This window comes from Shewanella acanthi (assembly GCF_019457475.1).
Classification (GTDB): Bacteria; Pseudomonadota; Gammaproteobacteria; order Enterobacterales; family Shewanellaceae; genus Shewanella; species Shewanella acanthi.
Map to the genome: position 1 here is coordinate 3,638,186 of NZ_CP080413.1, position 16,545 is coordinate 3,654,730.

At 46.5% G+C, this 16,545-nt stretch carries 16 protein-coding genes; 10 read left to right on the top strand and 6 right to left on the bottom strand.

Annotated elements, in window-relative coordinates; all coding sequences use genetic code 11:
- Positions 1-5 precede the first annotated feature (5 nt).
- Positions 6-476: an NfeD family protein gene (locus tag K0H61_RS15550; protein ID WP_220050385.1), complete on the bottom strand. Its 471-nt coding sequence runs from the start codon at positions 474-476 to the stop codon at positions 6-8.
- 477 nt (positions 477-953) lie between these two features.
- Between K0H61_RS15550 and K0H61_RS15555 the strand changes: the two genes are divergently transcribed.
- Positions 954-1,709, top strand: a complete 756-nt coding sequence (locus tag K0H61_RS15555) for an outer membrane protein OmpK (RefSeq protein WP_220050386.1) — start codon at positions 954-956, stop codon at positions 1,707-1,709.
- Positions 1,710-1,787: 78 nt separating this feature from the next.
- Here the strand turns inward: K0H61_RS15555 and udp are convergent, their stop codons facing one another.
- Positions 1,788-2,546 (bottom strand): uridine phosphorylase, encoded by a 759-nt coding sequence (gene udp, locus K0H61_RS15560; RefSeq protein WP_220050387.1) that lies wholly within the window; start codon positions 2,544-2,546, stop codon positions 1,788-1,790.
- A gap of 407 nt (positions 2,547-2,953) precedes the next feature.
- On the opposite strand from udp, the gene K0H61_RS15565 reads away from it, so the two are divergent.
- Positions 2,954-3,166 (top strand): HP1242/YdcH family protein, encoded by a 213-nt coding sequence (locus K0H61_RS15565; protein WP_220050388.1) that lies wholly within the window; start codon positions 2,954-2,956, stop codon positions 3,164-3,166.
- A gap of 57 nt (positions 3,167-3,223) precedes the next feature.
- Here K0H61_RS15565 and K0H61_RS15570 read toward each other — a convergent pair whose 3' ends face one another.
- The gene (locus tag K0H61_RS15570; RefSeq protein ID WP_220050389.1) at positions 3,224-4,399 is read right to left on the bottom strand and encodes a type III PLP-dependent enzyme; all 1,176 of its coding nucleotides are present in this window, start codon (positions 4,397-4,399) and stop codon (positions 3,224-3,226) included.
- Positions 4,400-4,766: 367 nt separating this feature from the next.
- Entirely contained in the window at positions 4,767-5,246 is a 480-nt protein-coding gene (locus K0H61_RS15575; RefSeq protein WP_220050390.1) for a hypothetical protein, read from the bottom strand.
- Positions 5,247-5,411: 165 nt separating this feature from the next.
- Here K0H61_RS15575 and K0H61_RS15580 point away from each other — a divergent pair, with 165 nt between their 5' ends.
- The 8 genes from K0H61_RS15580 to K0H61_RS15615 all read left to right on the top strand — a co-directional run bounded on the left by K0H61_RS15580 (position 5,412) and on the right by K0H61_RS15615 (position 14,562).
- Positions 5,412-6,245 (top strand): mechanosensitive ion channel family protein, encoded by an 834-nt coding sequence (locus tag K0H61_RS15580; RefSeq protein WP_220050391.1) that lies wholly within the window; start codon positions 5,412-5,414, stop codon positions 6,243-6,245.
- A gap of 538 nt (positions 6,246-6,783) precedes the next feature.
- On the top strand, positions 6,784-7,113 hold the full coding sequence (locus tag K0H61_RS15585) for a c-type cytochrome (protein WP_220050392.1): 330 nt from the start codon (positions 6,784-6,786) through the stop codon (positions 7,111-7,113).
- A 174-nt stretch (positions 7,114-7,287) separates the two neighbouring features.
- Entirely contained in the window at positions 7,288-9,009 is a 1,722-nt protein-coding gene (locus K0H61_RS15590) for a DUF3373 domain-containing protein (protein WP_220050393.1), read from the top strand.
- A gap of 53 nt (positions 9,010-9,062) precedes the next feature.
- Entirely contained in the window at positions 9,063-10,451 is a 1,389-nt protein-coding gene (locus tag K0H61_RS15595; protein ID WP_220050394.1) for a tetrathionate reductase family octaheme c-type cytochrome, read from the top strand.
- A gap of 262 nt (positions 10,452-10,713) precedes the next feature.
- Positions 10,714-11,880 carry a putative sulfate/molybdate transporter gene (locus tag K0H61_RS15600; protein WP_220050395.1) on the top strand — a complete coding sequence of 389 codons (1,167 nt, stop codon included), beginning with the start codon at positions 10,714-10,716 and terminating at the stop codon, positions 11,878-11,880.
- 246 nt (positions 11,881-12,126) lie between these two features.
- Positions 12,127-12,651 carry an ATP-dependent protease subunit HslV gene (gene hslV / locus K0H61_RS15605; RefSeq protein WP_220050396.1) on the top strand — a complete coding sequence of 175 codons (525 nt, stop codon included), beginning with the start codon at positions 12,127-12,129 and terminating at the stop codon, positions 12,649-12,651.
- 18 nt (positions 12,652-12,669) lie between these two features.
- A complete protein-coding gene (gene hslU, locus K0H61_RS15610) occupies positions 12,670-13,998 on the top strand; it encodes an ATP-dependent protease ATPase subunit HslU (RefSeq protein ID WP_220050397.1) in 1,329 nt (442 codons plus the stop codon).
- A gap of 177 nt (positions 13,999-14,175) precedes the next feature.
- The gene (locus K0H61_RS15615) at positions 14,176-14,562 is read left to right on the top strand and encodes a gamma-butyrobetaine hydroxylase family protein (RefSeq protein ID WP_220050398.1); all 387 of its coding nucleotides are present in this window, start codon (positions 14,176-14,178) and stop codon (positions 14,560-14,562) included.
- Positions 14,563-14,685: 123 nt separating this feature from the next.
- Here K0H61_RS15615 and K0H61_RS15620 read toward each other — a convergent pair whose 3' ends face one another.
- On the bottom strand, positions 14,686-15,234 hold the full coding sequence (locus tag K0H61_RS15620; protein WP_220050399.1) for a response regulator transcription factor: 549 nt from the start codon (positions 15,232-15,234) through the stop codon (positions 14,686-14,688).
- Positions 15,231-16,517 (bottom strand): sensor histidine kinase, encoded by a 1,287-nt coding sequence (locus K0H61_RS15625; protein WP_220050400.1) that lies wholly within the window; start codon positions 16,515-16,517, stop codon positions 15,231-15,233. The genes K0H61_RS15620 and K0H61_RS15625 overlap by 4 nt, the downstream gene beginning before the upstream one ends.
- Between the last annotated feature and the right edge of the window lie 28 nt (positions 16,518-16,545).

Sequence of the window (16,545 nt, forward strand, 5' to 3'; positions counted from 1 at the left end):
ATCCTTTAGTTGTGGGCTTGCGCCTCTGTGATAGGTTCTACCACTAGGGCAATGTTTTCACGGCAAATAATTCTAACGACACTGCCCGCGGCAATAATGCTGCCGTCTCCTAACGCAGGCCATTCACTGCCCTGAAATTCGACCCTTCCCGCCGTTTGGCCAGGACCTATAGTTTGTTTAACACGGGCAATTTGATTGTAGAGGTCAAGCTCTTCGTCAGTATTATCGACATGGGAGTCGCCACCGACCAAACGCTGGGTGACTTGGCGGAATGTGAGTAAAAGCACTATGGCCGAGATAAACCACAGCGTGAGGCTTTGTACTATGCCTTCGACTAGCCCAATGCCGAGTGCAGCGGCGACAATCATGCAAGCAGCCCCGAGGAGCACAACGATGCCACCGGGCACCACCAGCTCGGCCAGCATTAAGATTATCCCTATGACTGACCAGACAAAGATTGGATTCGAAAACGTCATATTTCCCCCTGAAATGAACGTATCTTGTACAGCACTATAGCAGCAGTCTAAATTAGATGCGACATAATATGTCAAAATAAAACCGTGGTGATTTTTGGCCTATCCTCCAGCCAATGACAGCGGCAACAATATTTGCAGAGCTGAAGCCAGCATTTTCGTCATAGATGAAAAATTAACCAACGACAATTCAATATCTTAACTAGGATAGAGAGAAGTACATCGTCAATATCGATATAACTTACTACAAATCAACAAATTAAAAATGTTAGCAAGTTTTAGGGTTTATGTGATTTTCACAGCAACACTAGATAAAAACTTTGAATAAATGTGAGATTTTGCATATATTGCCCGCACTTTTTGCTTACCCCAAGACAAACGTCTAACTTAGCCCGCGGCACTGCCCGCATTTTGGGCTCAGATTGGGGTAATCATAGAGATAAAAACGATGAAGCTTTTACCCTACAACAGGAAAAAACAATGAAAAAATCATGCCTATGTCTAGCATTAATGCTTACTCCTCAAGCATTTGCTGGTGACTTAGTACAGTGGTGGGATTTCAGTGCAACGACTCTTTACGGCGAAGACTACGACTTAGATCCAGGTACACAAGCCACGGTCACACTCGAAACCGCTGGTGCATGGAAATACGGTGATTGGTTTGCCTTCCAAGATTTTATCTACTTCAAGGGCAACCACACTGGCAAGGATAGCACTGCCTACGGCGAACTCTCACCTCGCTTCAGCGCGAGTAAAATTCTCGGTGAAAAAATTGCTTTCGGTCCAGTTACCGACGTTTCATTAGCCCTGACCTACGAAAAAGGTGAAGGCCCAATTAAGAGCTTCCTATACGGTGTTGGCGTTGACGTCGCTGTGCCTTATTTTACTTACCTGAACTTCAACACCTACCGCCGTAATGGTACTAGCTATGGTACCGAGACTGACGGTTGGCAGTTCACTCCGGTTTACCGCATCGACATCCCTGTAGGTAACGCTAATATCGTATTCGATGGCTTTATTGACTGGGTATTCGCAACAGATAAGAATCAAGACGGCTATCAAGAGAACTTCCACTTCAATCCGCAAATCAAATACGATTTGGGTAAAACCTTATTCGGTGACCACCAAGCAAACAAATTACTTGTGGGTATCGAGTACGATCTGTGGACCAACAAATACGGTGTTAAAGGCGTAGATCAAGATACTTACTCAGTGATCGCCCAGTACCACTTCTAATCGCAGCGGTAGCGAATTAGCCATAAAAAAGGTGCCCTAGGCACCTTTTTTTCTGTTCAAACTCGATAAGCGACGGACTTAAGCCAATAACTTCTTCGCAGCAGCAACGACAATCGACACCGCGCTAACTTCGGTTTTCTTCATAGTCGCTTCATCAGGAATTTCTTGCTGGGTACGGTTTACAATCACACCGGCCACACAGGCCGCACGCCAACCTTGGGTCGCACACATAGTAAATAGAGTTGCCGATTCCATCTCGTAGTTCAGTACGCCCATTTCCTGCCACTCTTTCATCGAGCCAGCAAAACGACGCGTCACGCGGCCAGTCACGGTATCGTAACGCTCTTGGCCTGGGTAGAAGGTATCAGAAGATGCCGTAACACCAATATGGGGCTCAACACCCGCATCACGGCAAGCAGCAACCATAGCCGTGGTACACTCAAAGTTGGCCACAGCAGGGAACTCCATCGGGGCAAAATGCAGGCTTGCGCCGTCTAAACGCACAGAAGCTTGAGTAACAATCACATCACCCACGTTAACATGTGGCTGAATAGCGCCAGTAGTACCTACACGTAGGAAGGTGCTTACGCCTAGCTGAGCTAATTCTTCAACCGCAATCGAAGTTGATGGACCGCCAATACCCGTAGAGCAAATGACGACAGGTTTGCCATCTGCGTAAGCTAAATAACTCGTGTATTCACGATGACTCGCTAAAAAGGTCGGGTTATCCATCAATTCTGCAATACGTTTAACACGCTCTGGATCGCCCGGTACAATTGCCAGCGTCGCACCATCGAGCATTGCTTTGGTCAAACCTAAATGAAATACATCAGCCATTGTGAAAACCCCTTTCATTTTTGATAATAAAATTCTTATAAGATCGACTTTAACCTAGTATCGAAGCGACGAAGGTTAACTTGATCACAGAATAATCGGCAAGAAGTAATTCAACCTCCGTAATCAAATTACCAAAGTGATTACCCGCTGTTCACAAAGCATACTCTTCTATGCCTAAAAAGGAGCCGATCTCAGCGTAACTCAAATTGTGGTCTCGAATTACCCCATGGGCAACAAAGCTAAGAGCAAATATTTAAATAATTGATTTAATTAAAATTTGCTGAAATCGAGCTTTGGTATTAATCTGAATAAGGATAAAGAAAAAGCTAACTCATGTTTTAGCATTGTGCCGTAGAGGGATTAAAACTGCGGTACACCTGTAGTAAATGATGACAAGGAGAACACCCATGTTTCCAGAATACAGCGACCTTATTTCCAGTTTAAAAGCCCAAGATGCCGATTTTGAAAGAAAATGTATTGAACACAATCAATTAGATGAAGATATAAAACAAATGGAGAAACGCGTCGGCAGCGATTTCAATCCCGCAGTTAAAGAACTCAAGAGCCGTAAACTTCACCTTAAAGAAGAAATTTATCAGATCTTAAAATCCCACGGCTAACTGGAGTTGCTGAAAAACAAAGGGCGCCGAGGCGCCCTTTTGTATTGCGTTAAAAGATTACAGGTAGTAATCCTTAAGCGGTGGGAAACCGTTAAAGCACACCGCAGAATATGTCGTAGTGTAAGCACCAGCGGTTAACCAGAACATACGGTCGCCGATTGCTAAATCATTTGGCAGACCATAGCTGTAGTGTTCATACATAATATCCGCGCTATCGCAAGTTGGGCCTGCAATCACACATTTATCCAGTTCGCCCTGCTTATGGGTAAAGATGGGGAATTTAATCGCTTCATCCATGGTTTCGATGAGACCTGAGAATTTACCCACATCGGTAAATACCCAGCGCTCTAGGGCCGTGTGCGACTTCTTGCTGATAAGCACCACTTCAGAGACTAAGATACCCGCGTTAGAAATTAACGAACGACCAGGCTCGAGAATGATTTGCGGTAAATCATCACCAAAATCTTCCTTCAAGAAGTGGGTGATTTGCTCTGCATACACGCCAAGTTGGTTGGTTTTATCGATATAGTTGGCAGGGAAGCCACCGCCCATGTTGATCATTTTTAGACAAATATCATGCTCATCACGCAAACGATCGAAAATGAATTTCACTTTACCGATAGCAGAATCCCAAGCACCGATGTCACGTTGCTGAGAACCTACGTGGAATGAAATACCGTAGGGTTCTAAACCAAGTTCTTTAGCTAAAACTAACAACTCATAGGCCATTTCGTTTTGGCAACCAAACTTGCGTGACAGCGGCCAGTCTGCCGTGTCAGTACCTTCAGTCAAAATACGAACATAAATACGCGATCCTGGCGCTTCTTCCGCAATCATGCGTAAATCAGCTTCAGAGTCTGATGCATACATACGCACACCACGCTCATAAAAAGCTCGCACATCTTGACGCTTTTTAATGGTGTTGCCGTAGCTGACGCGGTCCGCCGTTACACCAACATTCATCACCATATCTAATTCATAAATAGAAGCGATATCGAAATTTGACCCTTTATCTTTTAATAGGGTCAGGATCTCGGCCGCGGGGTTTGCCTTAACTGCATAATATACATTGGCGTAAGGGAAACTATTAACCATGTCATCGTATTGCTTCGAAATGATACTCGTGTCGATCACAACGAAAGGGGTCGCTTTATCTTTGGCAAACTCTTCAATTCGTTTGAAGGTTTCTGCATCATAATAATCAGCAACATCAATAGATTGGAATTGGCTCATTGGGCCAGGATCTCCTTGGGGTCAAATTGATAAAAATTGTGTTGGTGGATTAAAAACGTGCGAAGTAAACGCTATTTTTTATTTCAACGCAACGAATTTTTATGCTGAATAACTAACTTTTTATGCTTTAAAATGTCAAAAATATGCAACAGTTGAAAAAGCATTGAAAAAACAGATAATTATGCACGATTTTAGCAATGATTATTCATACTAAAAAGCATGTTTATTTTGGGGAATATTGCAAGCTTTGCTGCTAGCTACACCAGAGTCGTGGTAAAGCTAACTGAAGATAAAATTGACGCGGGAGCTTAGAGAGAATAACTGGGATAACTGTTATGTCTTAACAATTATCCCAGAGGCAAATTCACTATTCCGATTGCGGTAATTTGGCCAAGGCTTGGGCTAAGGCTTCACTCGAATCGAAATAGGCAATATCTTGAATACTAAGCTGTTTAAGCACAATCATTGTCGCCATATCTTTAGTATCGGGTAGCAGACGGCTAATATCCCCTTCCCTATCTAATCCAATCGCAAACGAGAATTCCTTCATCTTTGGAATCGCCACAAACTTAGCGATTAACGAAGGCATGTCACTAATATCGGCAATATAGACTAAGTTTTTTGGGAACTGCTCGGGAGTTAACGGCGCAAGTGTTTCTTTGATAATCTCCCCACCCTTCATACTTCGACTAAAAAGCACTACTTTAGTATCATCGGTCACATTCAATGGTTTATCGTTCTGATCGAGCAAAGAAATCGGGCTAATCTGATCCCCCGCCACATAACTGGCCGCCATAGCAAAGATGGGCATAAACACTAAAGACAAACACAAAAACAGCTTTTTCATCGGTACTCAACTCCATTTTGGAACTCTTCGCCAGCATACCTGACTCCCCAAGATTACTCATTAAATCGTGGAGGATTACATGATAGGGTTCACATGCATGGCGTAAACAAGATTAACCCATTGAGGGTTATAGTCGTTTGAACACTCATAATAAAGGATATCATCATGATAACACCTGGACTCGATCAGGAATTACAGCAGATCCAGAACGTCTACCAACTTATTGCTGAATTTTTAGTGAATTATAGTTTTCAGTTAGTAGGTGCGATGCTGATCTTCCTATTAGGTCTTTGGGTTGCCAGCAAAGTTTCACGGATCGTCGCAAAGCAATTCGAAAAACACAATATCGATATCACCCTCAGCAATTTTGTCAGTAACTTGATTCGCCTCACGATTATTGCCATGGTTGGTATCATTGCCCTTGGCAAGATAGGCATTAGCGTAACACCAATGGTGGCCGCTATTGGTGCCGCTTCCCTAGGCGCTGGGCTTGCACTTCAAGGAATGCTTTCTAACTATGCCGCGGGTGTGACTATTATAGTTACCCGCCCCTTTGTGGTCGGAAATACCATCGAAATCAAAGGCGAAAGTGGGGTCGTTAGCCGCATTCACTTAGGTATGACCATACTGACAAACGAAGAAGGCGAGCAAATCAGTATTCCCAATAAACATATCGTTGGGGAAATTCTGCATAATTCCTTTGCCAATAAACTGGTCGAGACCCAATTTAACCTGAGTTACGACACTAACCCAGAAGCAGCAATCAATATTATCAGTGAATTACTCAGCCAAAATCCCGATGTCCAACAGGGCACAGCCCCCAATATCGGTATCAATGGCTTTAATACCATGGGAATCGAAATTGGCGTGCGTTACTGGGTACCGACCCAGAGCTACTACCAGCATAAATACAAAATCAATCTCTCGATTTATAACGCCCTAAAAGCGGCGGGTATCGAAATGGCCTGTCCGGTAAGGGAAATCCACGTACAGCAATAATGCTGCCTCAACCCTATCTCACTGCAGTAGTCGCTATCTTATTTTTATGGGTTCGACTACTGCGCAATTACTGCACAATGCCCACTGGTTTACCCCTCCACCAGTAGACGGCTAGGACGACTATTCAAGTCGTCCCTGTAAACTTGTGGCTGTCTTAATAAAGCGACCTACCCCACCAAATCACTTTCAAAGCAGCTACTTTAGTCATTCAAAAATTACAGAATCGTGAGCTAAATCACCCCTCATTTTGGCCTCATTTTTTCCATTTTTGCTCTTTGTAACCCCTTAACGGCCAAAACGAGCTGATACTATTTTTTTAATCTATTGTTTTTAAATAATTAAAACCTTTTAGCTTTTACTTATAAAGCAATTCATTAGATTTTTATCAATGAATTTTTTATCAATTAGATTTTTTTAATGAAAGTGACACACCTCAAATAAACATTTCCATATCTTTATTAAGGTTATTTACAAGATGGATGCATTGAAAACATTCCATCAACAAGGCGAGTGAAAAACCATAAAGCTAAGGAATGAGATGATGAAAACTGCAACTAAGATGGCTATTGCCGTCGCATTGATTGGTAGCCTAGGCATCAACTGCTACGCCGCAGAGGGCGGTAATCCCAAAAAGGGAAAACACCTCTACAAAAAAGAATGTAAAGCCTGCCATAGCCAAGGGAGTGAAGGCGGCGAACTCACCCCAATGAGCAAAACCATGTCCCAATGGGATCGCTTTTTCGACAAAGACAAACACAAATTCAAGCCCGAGGTGTTCAACAACCTTTCCGAACAAGACATCAAAGACATACAGCAATTTCTGTATGACCACGCTGCCGACTCGGAGCAACCGCAAACCTGCGGTTAATTCCCAAGCTCAAACCAAGGTCAAAGGCTAGCAGCACACATACTTACGCTAACCAACTGATCTAAATAATAAAGCCCAATCGAAGAAAATGGGGATCACACCTCAGGGACTGCTATTGGGTAAATTTGGCACTACGCCACGCGGGTGCCAAGGGAACACTCAAGGAGAGATCCTATGCGAACACTAATTTCGATACTGGTAGCCAATGCCCTGTTAATGTCAGCGCAAGCCTATGCTGCCAATAATGACCAAACTGAAACTCAAAAAATCACCGAGCTTAAACAACAGCTTGCCGATATCACCGAGCAGCTCGACGAACTGAATAGCCGGGTCGATAAAACAGAGCGCCACACCTCACTAGACCGCCTCGAAATCACAGGCGACTTTAGAACCAAAGCTCACTCCCTGCATTACCAAGATGTGGTCTGGAATCCCGCAATCAAAGTCAACTTCGATGACTTTGCAGCAAAAGCCATGTCAGGCGCCTTTGGGATGCCAAACGATCCTAGCTCACCACTCGGGCAAATGATGCTGGCGAATCCCGAGCTTGCGGGCGCCTTCCAAAGCGGCATGCTCCAAGGCGTAATGCCTTATGTTCTCGCGCAAAAAACCATTCAAGATATTGATAACGATATTTTTTATACCACTCGACTACGCTTAAACCTCAAGGCAAAGGTTTGGGATAACGTCGGCTTTGCAGGTCGCCTGAGCATGTATAAAAACTGGGGCGACTCGACTGGGGTGCAAGTCTTCGATTCGTGGCGCTCCTTCACAATGGACGGCACCAGTAGCGGTAATACTAGCGGCGATTGGCTGAGGGTCGAACGCGCCTACTTCGACTGGAAAAAGATCAACGGTTCAGAACTTTACCTCTCCATAGGCCGTCGCCCCTCAACCTATGGCCCACCAAGTCACTACCGTGAAAACGAGCTTCGCGGCGGCACTCCATCGGGCCATTTAGTTAACTTTAACTTCGACGGCGCAACCCTAGGTTACAACTTGGGTGAAATCACTGGTGTCGATGGTCAAGTCGTGCGTTTTTGCTATGGCCAAGGGTTTGAATCCCAATGGGGCAATGGCGAGATGTTTGGCGATATCATCACTAAGGATACCCACCTTGGCGGTTTCAATATCGACGCCATTAATGACGGAACCAATTTCCTGCAATTTACCCTCTTTGGCGCCAAAGACATCAACGATGGCTTTAAGGGCACTATGGCCTTCCCAACCCAGTTGGCAGGGATCTTCGCCCCCACCATGTACCAAGATATGCAAAAGTTCGACAACTTTAACTTTGTCACTCGGGTGCAACCTAGCGGCGTGATTGGTGATATGTACCTAGGTGGAATTGGCTTTGCTCGGGAAGAAGAAAGCGATTTTAAATGGTTTGCATCGCTCGGCTGGACTCGTGCCGAACCGAATAACAACGCAGGCATGTTCGGCGGCATGTTATCCGATGCCGTATTTGAAGCAGAGTTAAATAACACAGGGACAGAAATCATTATGGTGCCTAAAACCAGTGATGATACCGACACTAAGGATGGCTACGGTATTTATGTCGGCATGCAAATGCCCGCCCCCTTAGGTAAATTTGGCCTTGAATATAACTATGGTTCGAAATACTGGACGCCCTTCACCCAAGCTCAGGATGACCCAATAGGCAGCAAACTCGCTACCCGTGGCCATGTTGCAGAGGCGTATTACATCTTTGATATCAATCCAAAAATGTTTATCAAACTCGCGGGGCTTTACTACGACTACGAGTACACAGGCAGTGGCACTCCCGTTGGTGCGCCGCAAAAAATTGATGATGTGCTAGCGGGCAGCGTCTACTCAATGCTGCCAGTGGTCGATACCGCATTCGACCTCAATGCGTCACTCACAGTTAACTTCTAACCCCAGTGTTAATGCGATTCAGCCCTCGGCCTAACCGAGGGCGGGAGATAAACATGAAACAACTCATATTATTTGCCTTAGTGGGCATGGCATTACAGGCTCAGGCCGCCAATCCCCATAAAGAGGCGCTGCAAGGCCCCTTCACTACGGGCACCCAAGTCACGATCGAGTGCTTGAAATGCCATGAGGAACAAGCCACAGACATGATGAAAACCTCCCACTGGACCTGGGAGCTAGAGCAAAAGCTGCCCGATAGGGCCGTCGTTCGGGGCAAGAAAAACAGCATCAATAACTTCTGTACCTCCATATCGGGCAACGAGCCACGCTGCACCAGTTGCCATGCGGGCTTCGGCTGGAAGGACAATAACTTCGATTTTACAGACAAAACCAAGGTCGATTGTTTAGTCTGCCACGACACCACAGGCACCTATGTCAAAGATCCCGCGGGTGCGGGTGAACCTATGGCCAAACTTAATTTGGCTAAAATCGCCCAAAATGTAGGTGAACCTGTGCGGGATAATTGCGGTAGTTGCCATTTCTATGGCGGCGGTGGTGATGCCGTAAAACATGGGGATCTCGACTCCTCCATGGCCTACCCCGATAGAGCAACCGATGTGCACATGGATAGCGATGGCAATAACTTCCAATGCCAAAACTGCCATACCACGGAAAAACATCAAATTTCCGGTAATGCCATGGGAGTTTCCCCCGGCGGAATTGATCATATCGGCTGTGAGAACTGCCATGACAGCGAGCCGCATAGCAACAAAAAGCTAAATACCCACACAGCGACCATTGCCTGCCAAACCTGTCATATTCCATTCTTCGCCAAAAACGAGCCCACCAAAATGCACTGGGACTGGTCTACTGCGGGTGAAGATAAGCCCGAGTCGGTTGACCAATATGGCAAACATACCTACCAGAAGAAAAAAGGGAACTTTGTCTGGGAAAAAATGGTTAAGCCCCAGTACGCCTGGTACAACGGCACCGCTAATGCTTACATGGCAGGTGATAAGATGGATCCCAATGCCGTCACAAAGCTGACTTATCCGATGGGCGATATTGAGGATCCTAAAGCCAAAATCTATCCCTTTAAGGTTCATACCGGTAAACAGATTTACGATAAGAATCTTAAGGTGTTTATTACCGCTAAAACCTATGGCAAGGGCGGATATTGGAGTGATTTTGACTGGGATCTCGCGGCTAAGTTAGGAATGGAAGCCAACTCTACCATGCTCGAAAAAGGACTCAAGTACAGCGGCGAGTATGGCTTTGCAGCCACTGAAATGTGGTGGCGGATAAACCATATGGTATCACCCAAGGAGCAGGCGCTTAACTGTAATGACTGCCATAACAAGGGCACTCGCCTCGATTGGCAAGCCTTGGGATATCAAGGCGATCCGATGAAAAACAAGCAAGGCCCAAAACACAAACAACAATAACAATAACAACTAGCACTCGACTATCCCATCAATAGACGAGCATCGCCCCCTGCAAACATTAAGAGCTTAGCTTAAAACTAAGCTCTCTTTTTTTATCTCAAAAAATAAAGACAAATCGCCCATCCCTCATTGGGTAAACGCCCCAATTTGTCCAACACCATTTTAGAATTCGGTAGTTTGACTCGGTTTACCCGAAAAATAAGCTATTTTTCATGGCATTTATTTTGCGTTATGCCTGTTAAGTAAAATTGCGGCAACCTTTATGAATTCGGGCAAAACCTCCAATAACAGCCTTTCACAACCTATTAATCGTATTCTTGGTGAAACCAGCGGCGCCTTCGCCGATCTAGGCACCTTTCTCCCCCTAGTGCTGGGGTTAATTGCCCTTAACCAGTTTTCTCCCCAAGGAATATTCCTAGGTTTTGGTCTATTTGCCATTCTTAGCGCCTTGTTTTATCGCCGCCCCATACCCGTTCAGCCGATGAAAGTGATTGCGGCTATAGTGATTGCCCAAGGCTTAACGCCGGGAATGCTTCAGGCCAGCGCCATGCTGATGGGGATTATCTTACTCGTCTTAGCTTTTAGTGGCGCGATTGCCTGGCTTGCGAGGCAACTCTCCCAAGCCGTCAGTGTGGGAATTCAATTAGCGATAGGTCTGCAACTGATGTGGATGGGCGCCAAGATGATGGGGGAATTTTGGCCCTTGGGCCTCAGCGCTTTTGCAGTACTGTTTTTCAGTAAATTCCTGCCGCTGCGCTACCTTGCTATGCCGCTGGTTATTGCCGCAGGCATGATATGGCAGGCCACTACAGGTGAACATGCAGGAGTGGCCAGTTTCGAAATACAAGCCATCAGCGCACCTTTACATTTCAGTTGGCCGACAACGGAGGAGTGGAGTGCTGCGGCGTTACTTTTAGTGTTACCGCAACTCGCGTTGACCCTCACGAATGCCGTGATTGCCACTTCCGTAATGGCGCGGGAAAAATTCCCCGAGGATAACGCCAAGCTCACCCCAAAAAACTTTGCGATCACCTCAGGTCTTGCCAATTTGCTGCTTTCCCCCTTTGGCGCGACGGCCATGTGCCATGGGGCTGGCGGCCTCGCGGTGCAATATCACTTTGGTGCCCGCACGTATATCGCGCCGCTTATTTTTGGCAGCGGTTGCCTTTTATTATCGCTCCTCTGGAATAATCAAATTGCCTGGCTATTAAGCCTCATTCCATTGGCGATTCTGGGGAGTTTACTCACCATTGGCGGCATGCAATTAGCTTGGTCTAAACGCCTAGTCGATGGCAAACCCTTCTGTATTGCCGTCATCCTAGTCACCGCGATTACAAGCATCGCCATCAATGCCGCCGCAGGACTCGCCGCTGGACTAGTGCTAGAACAAGGCCGCCGCGCTTGGGCTATGCTCGCCATGCGCAGCTGATAACGCTTTCTGTGACACCCTACCGCTAGCGGATGCCGTAGCGCAGTCTTGGAATTAACCAATGCTGCTCTATTGAATATTTACTATGTGTATCGATTTGATTGCTCTGCTAATAAAGCAATCAATTGCCTATCCACTCCTACGCTTGTTTAGGCAAATGCCTTGAATTCCTAACTTCCATCCCCATATTTAATGCATCATCCAGCGCTCGCTTAAGTCAGCGCGGGCAAGAGAAGAGGATTCATTGTGACCACTATCGTTTCTGTACGCCGTAATAATCAAGTTGTCATCGCCGGCGATGGCCAAGTCTCCCTAGGCAATACCGTGATGAAAGGTAACGCCAAAAAAGTGCGTCGCTTATATCACAACAAAGTGTTGGCCGGTTTTGCAGGCGGCACCGCTGATGCCTTTACCTTATTCGAGCGTTTCGAGGCCAAACTTGAGATGCACCAAGGCCACCTGTTACGTTCGGCGGTAGAACTGGCTAAAGATTGGCGTACCGATCGTATGCTACGCAAGCTTGAAGCTATGTTGGTGGTTGCCGATGCTGAAGCATCACTTATCATCACAGGTAACGGTGATGTGGTTCAGCCAGAACATGACTTAGTTGCGATTGGCTCGGGCGGTAACTATGCCCAGGCAGCCGCACTAGCCCTGCTGCAAAATACCGAATTATCTGCCCTGGAAATCGCGGAAAAGTCACTGACTATCGCAGGTGATATTTGCGTATTTACCAACCAATTCAAAACCATTGAAGAACTTAATTACTAACAGGGCGCGAGGAAGATTATGTCTGAAATGACCCCACGTGAGATTGTCCACGAGCTGGATGCACACATTATTGGCCAGAAAAAGGCGAAACGCTCCGTTGCCGTTGCCCTGCGTAACCGCTGGCGTCGCATGCAGCTAGATGCGGATTTCCGTCAGGAAGTCACCCCAAAAAACATTCTGATGATTGGCCCAACCGGTGTTGGTAAAACTGAAATTGCCCGCCGTTTAGCAAAGCTTGCTAACGCGCCTTTTATCAAAGTTGAAGCCACCAAGTTTACCGAAGTGGGTTATGTGGGTAAGGAAGTCGAGCAAATCATCCGTGATTTAACCGATATCGCCATCAAACTTACTCGCGAACAGCAAATGAGCAAATGCCGTCAGCGCGCCGAAGAGCACGCCGAAGAGCGCATTCTCGATGCCCTGCTGCCAAAACCGAAAAACGAGTGGGACAGCTCTGAGAACGACTCTAATTCAAACACCCGTCAAATCTTCCGTAAAAAACTGCGTGAAGGCCAATTAGACGATAAAGAAATCGAAATCGAAGTGGCTCAGCCGCAGGTCGGTATCGAAATTATGTCGCCTCCCGGCATGGAAGAGATGACCAATCAGCTCCAAAGTCTGTTCCAAAACATGGGACAAGCACCTGCAAAACGTCGCAAGATGAAGATCAAAGAAGCCTTTAAGCAATTGATCGAAGAAGAAGCGGCAAAGCTAGTTAATCAGGAAGACTTAAAAGAGCAAGCCATTGAATTAGTTGAGCAACACGGCATTGTGTTCCTCGATGAAATCGACAAAATCTGTAAGCGCGGCGAAACCTCAGGCCCCGACGTATCCCGTGAAGGCGTGCAGCGCGACTTACTGCCTTTAGTTGAAGGCTGTACTGTAAGCACGAAACACGGCATGGTGAAAACCGACCATATTCTGTTTATCGCCTCTGGCGCATTCCAGATGGCAAAACCCTCGGACTTGATCCCAGAGCTACAGGGCCGTCTGCCAATTCGTGTTGAGTTAGATGCACTGTCAGCCGATGACTTCAAACGCATATTAACCGAGCCACACGCTTCACTCACCGAGCAATATGTGGCGCTGATGGCGACCGAAGGCGTGACCGTTGAGTTTACCGAGTCGGGCATTGAAAGCATTGCAAAAGCAGCATGGCAGGTCAACGAGCGCACCGAAAATATTGGCGCACGCCGCCTGCACACTGTGATGGAAAAGCTCATGGAAGATATCTCCTATGACGCTTCTGACAAGTCTGGCAGCTCATTCGTGATTGATGCCGACTATGTGAGTGCTCACTTAGATATCTTGGTACAGGACGAAGATTTAAGCCGCTTCATCCTCTAACTGAAGCGATAGATTCAGTATCTTAAATACCGACTCGATTGCCAAAATGTGACTGCGGCTAGGGAGAATACTCAGTATCCCTAGCCGCTTTTCATTATTGACTGTTATATTAGTTAGCGACAACACTGAGTTTTTCAGTTTTAGTATTTATAGTTCTAGCATTTCAGGCGACCCGCTATGACAACTTCGACTCCTAACGTCATCGATCTTAAGCTCAAACGTAAATCGCGTATTCTCGAAATCACCTTCGATAACGGTGAGCAGCATCAACTCAGCTGTGAAATGTTACGGGTGTACTCGCCATCGGCGGAAGTGCACGGTCATGGCAACCCAAAACTGGTGACCCATAAGAAAGACGTCAATATCAATGCGATTGAGCAGGTAGGGAATTACGCGGTGAAGATTGTCTTCGACGATGGCCACGATACCGGACTGTTTTCGTGGAAGGTGCTTTACGATCTCGCCACCCATCAGGTTGACCTTTGGGAAAAATATTTAGCACGCCTACGCGCCGAAAAAGCCTCGCGTGAGCCATTGATTTCGATGAACATTAAGTACAACTAACTGAAGTTCGACTCATCATATAAACTAAGCACTGGCTAGCCAGTGCTTCATTCTTTCTAGCGTCTGTTTATTTCTGACTTTCGATTTAATAGTGCTTATCTAACAGTAGCTATTTAATTGCACCTACTTAGTTCCACCCGTTTCACCCACGGGTTTCTTAAGCAGCTTGCGTTGTAAGGTTCGGCGGTGCATGCCAAGCTGCCTTGCTGTAGCCGACACATTGCCCTGATTGGCGTTCAATACCTGCTGAATATGCTCCCACTCTAAGCGTTTAGGATTCAGTGGCGAATCATCGATTTCATCCTCTGACACGCTAGATTGAATTTCCATCTCCAGCGCATTGAGCAGGGTCTGAGTATCCACAGGCTTTGCAAGATAATTATCGGCGCCAAGGCGAATGGCCTCTACCGCAGTCGCAATACTGGCAAAGCCCGTGAGCAGCACCATCACCACCTTGGGTAATAATTTACGCAGCGGCGCGATTAGGCTTAAACCATTGGCCTGCGCAAGTTTCATATCCAGCAGAATATGGCTTGGGGAAAATACCTCTGCCTGAGCGACGGCTTGGCTAGCATCGTGGCAAAGGCGACATTCAAATCCATGGCGAGTGAGCCGTCTTGCTAAAATGGCCGCTAGGGCTTGGTCGTCTTCGATGATTAATAGGCGTTTCATGCTGTCTCACCGTCGTGATTAATCGCCTCAGTCGAGAGCAGTGAAAAGCGGATCTGCGCCAGCGTTCCACCCTGTGGATGATTAGCAAGGATTAACTCCACCCCTAGGCGCTCAAAGCTGGAATGACTTAACAACAATGCCATTCCCAATCCCTTTGGGTTTTCAATCAATAGCGACCCGAGCTGGGGTAATAATTCAGGTGCTATGCCCACGCCATAATCACGCACTTGCAGATAACAGTGGCTTTCATTTGCCACTATCTCAAAATTTAAGTCAACCTTCGCTGTACCTATGGATTCTGAACTTGCACGGGCCGCATTTTCAATTAAGGCCATAATCGCAGGCATCAAACTCATATCCGCCATCACCACGTGTTGCTTAAGTAACTCATGATGAACTTGCTGCCAATGAAGCTCTGCCTGCGGCATCAAAAGTTGCGTCTTAAGCTTTAAGCCGTCCACCAGCTCATTCAACCTTATCGGATGCTGGCGGCGGTCTCGAATGGATTCTGTCGCTAAGCGCAATTCCGTGAGTGTGTGCTCACATCGGCCAAGTGCGACGTCCATTTCATCTAAGGTGATTACGGCTTGATTTTGCTCTTCTTTTAGCTCGTCGAGCAATAATCGAAGAGTAGAGAGTGGTGTAGCCAACTGGTGCGCCATCTGCGCCGAGACAGTGCCTAAGGCTAAAAGTTGCTCCTGCCTTAATTGCCCTTCACGCATAAAAGCGATTTGGGTATCGCGCTTACGGATCTTTTTATTAATCAATGACACACTGGTAGTAAGCACTAACGATGAAATCACAAAGTTAAACCACATCCCAAAATAATGGGAACTCATCTCCATCCCTTGGTGGTGTATATGCGCTTGCACCACCTGCACTATCATCCCCGTATAAGCACTGGTCGAAATGACGGTTAATAGCCATGGCGCCCAAGCTGGCAGCGTTAATGCACTAAGTGCTATTGGCACTAAAAGCAGAGAGATAAAGGCATTAGTCGCGCCACCTGAAAAATACAGCCAAGAAATCCAAAGTAGACTATCGATAGTCAGGGCAACAAACAGGCCGCTTTCATTGGCAAACAAAGAGTGACGCCAAACGAGTGTGAGTGCTAAAAACAGCGACTCAAGCACAAAAACCCACATTAGCGGCTGCATCTGCAGACTCAGGCCAAAGGTGTCGGCGGCGAAGAGGGTTAAACCTATTTGCAACATAAGCCCAAGGATCCTCAGCAGCGCCACTTGATTTGGCGCCTGCAGGCTTGTCCCTAATATTTTGACCATCACTTATCCCCACAGCCTTGATTGGGTT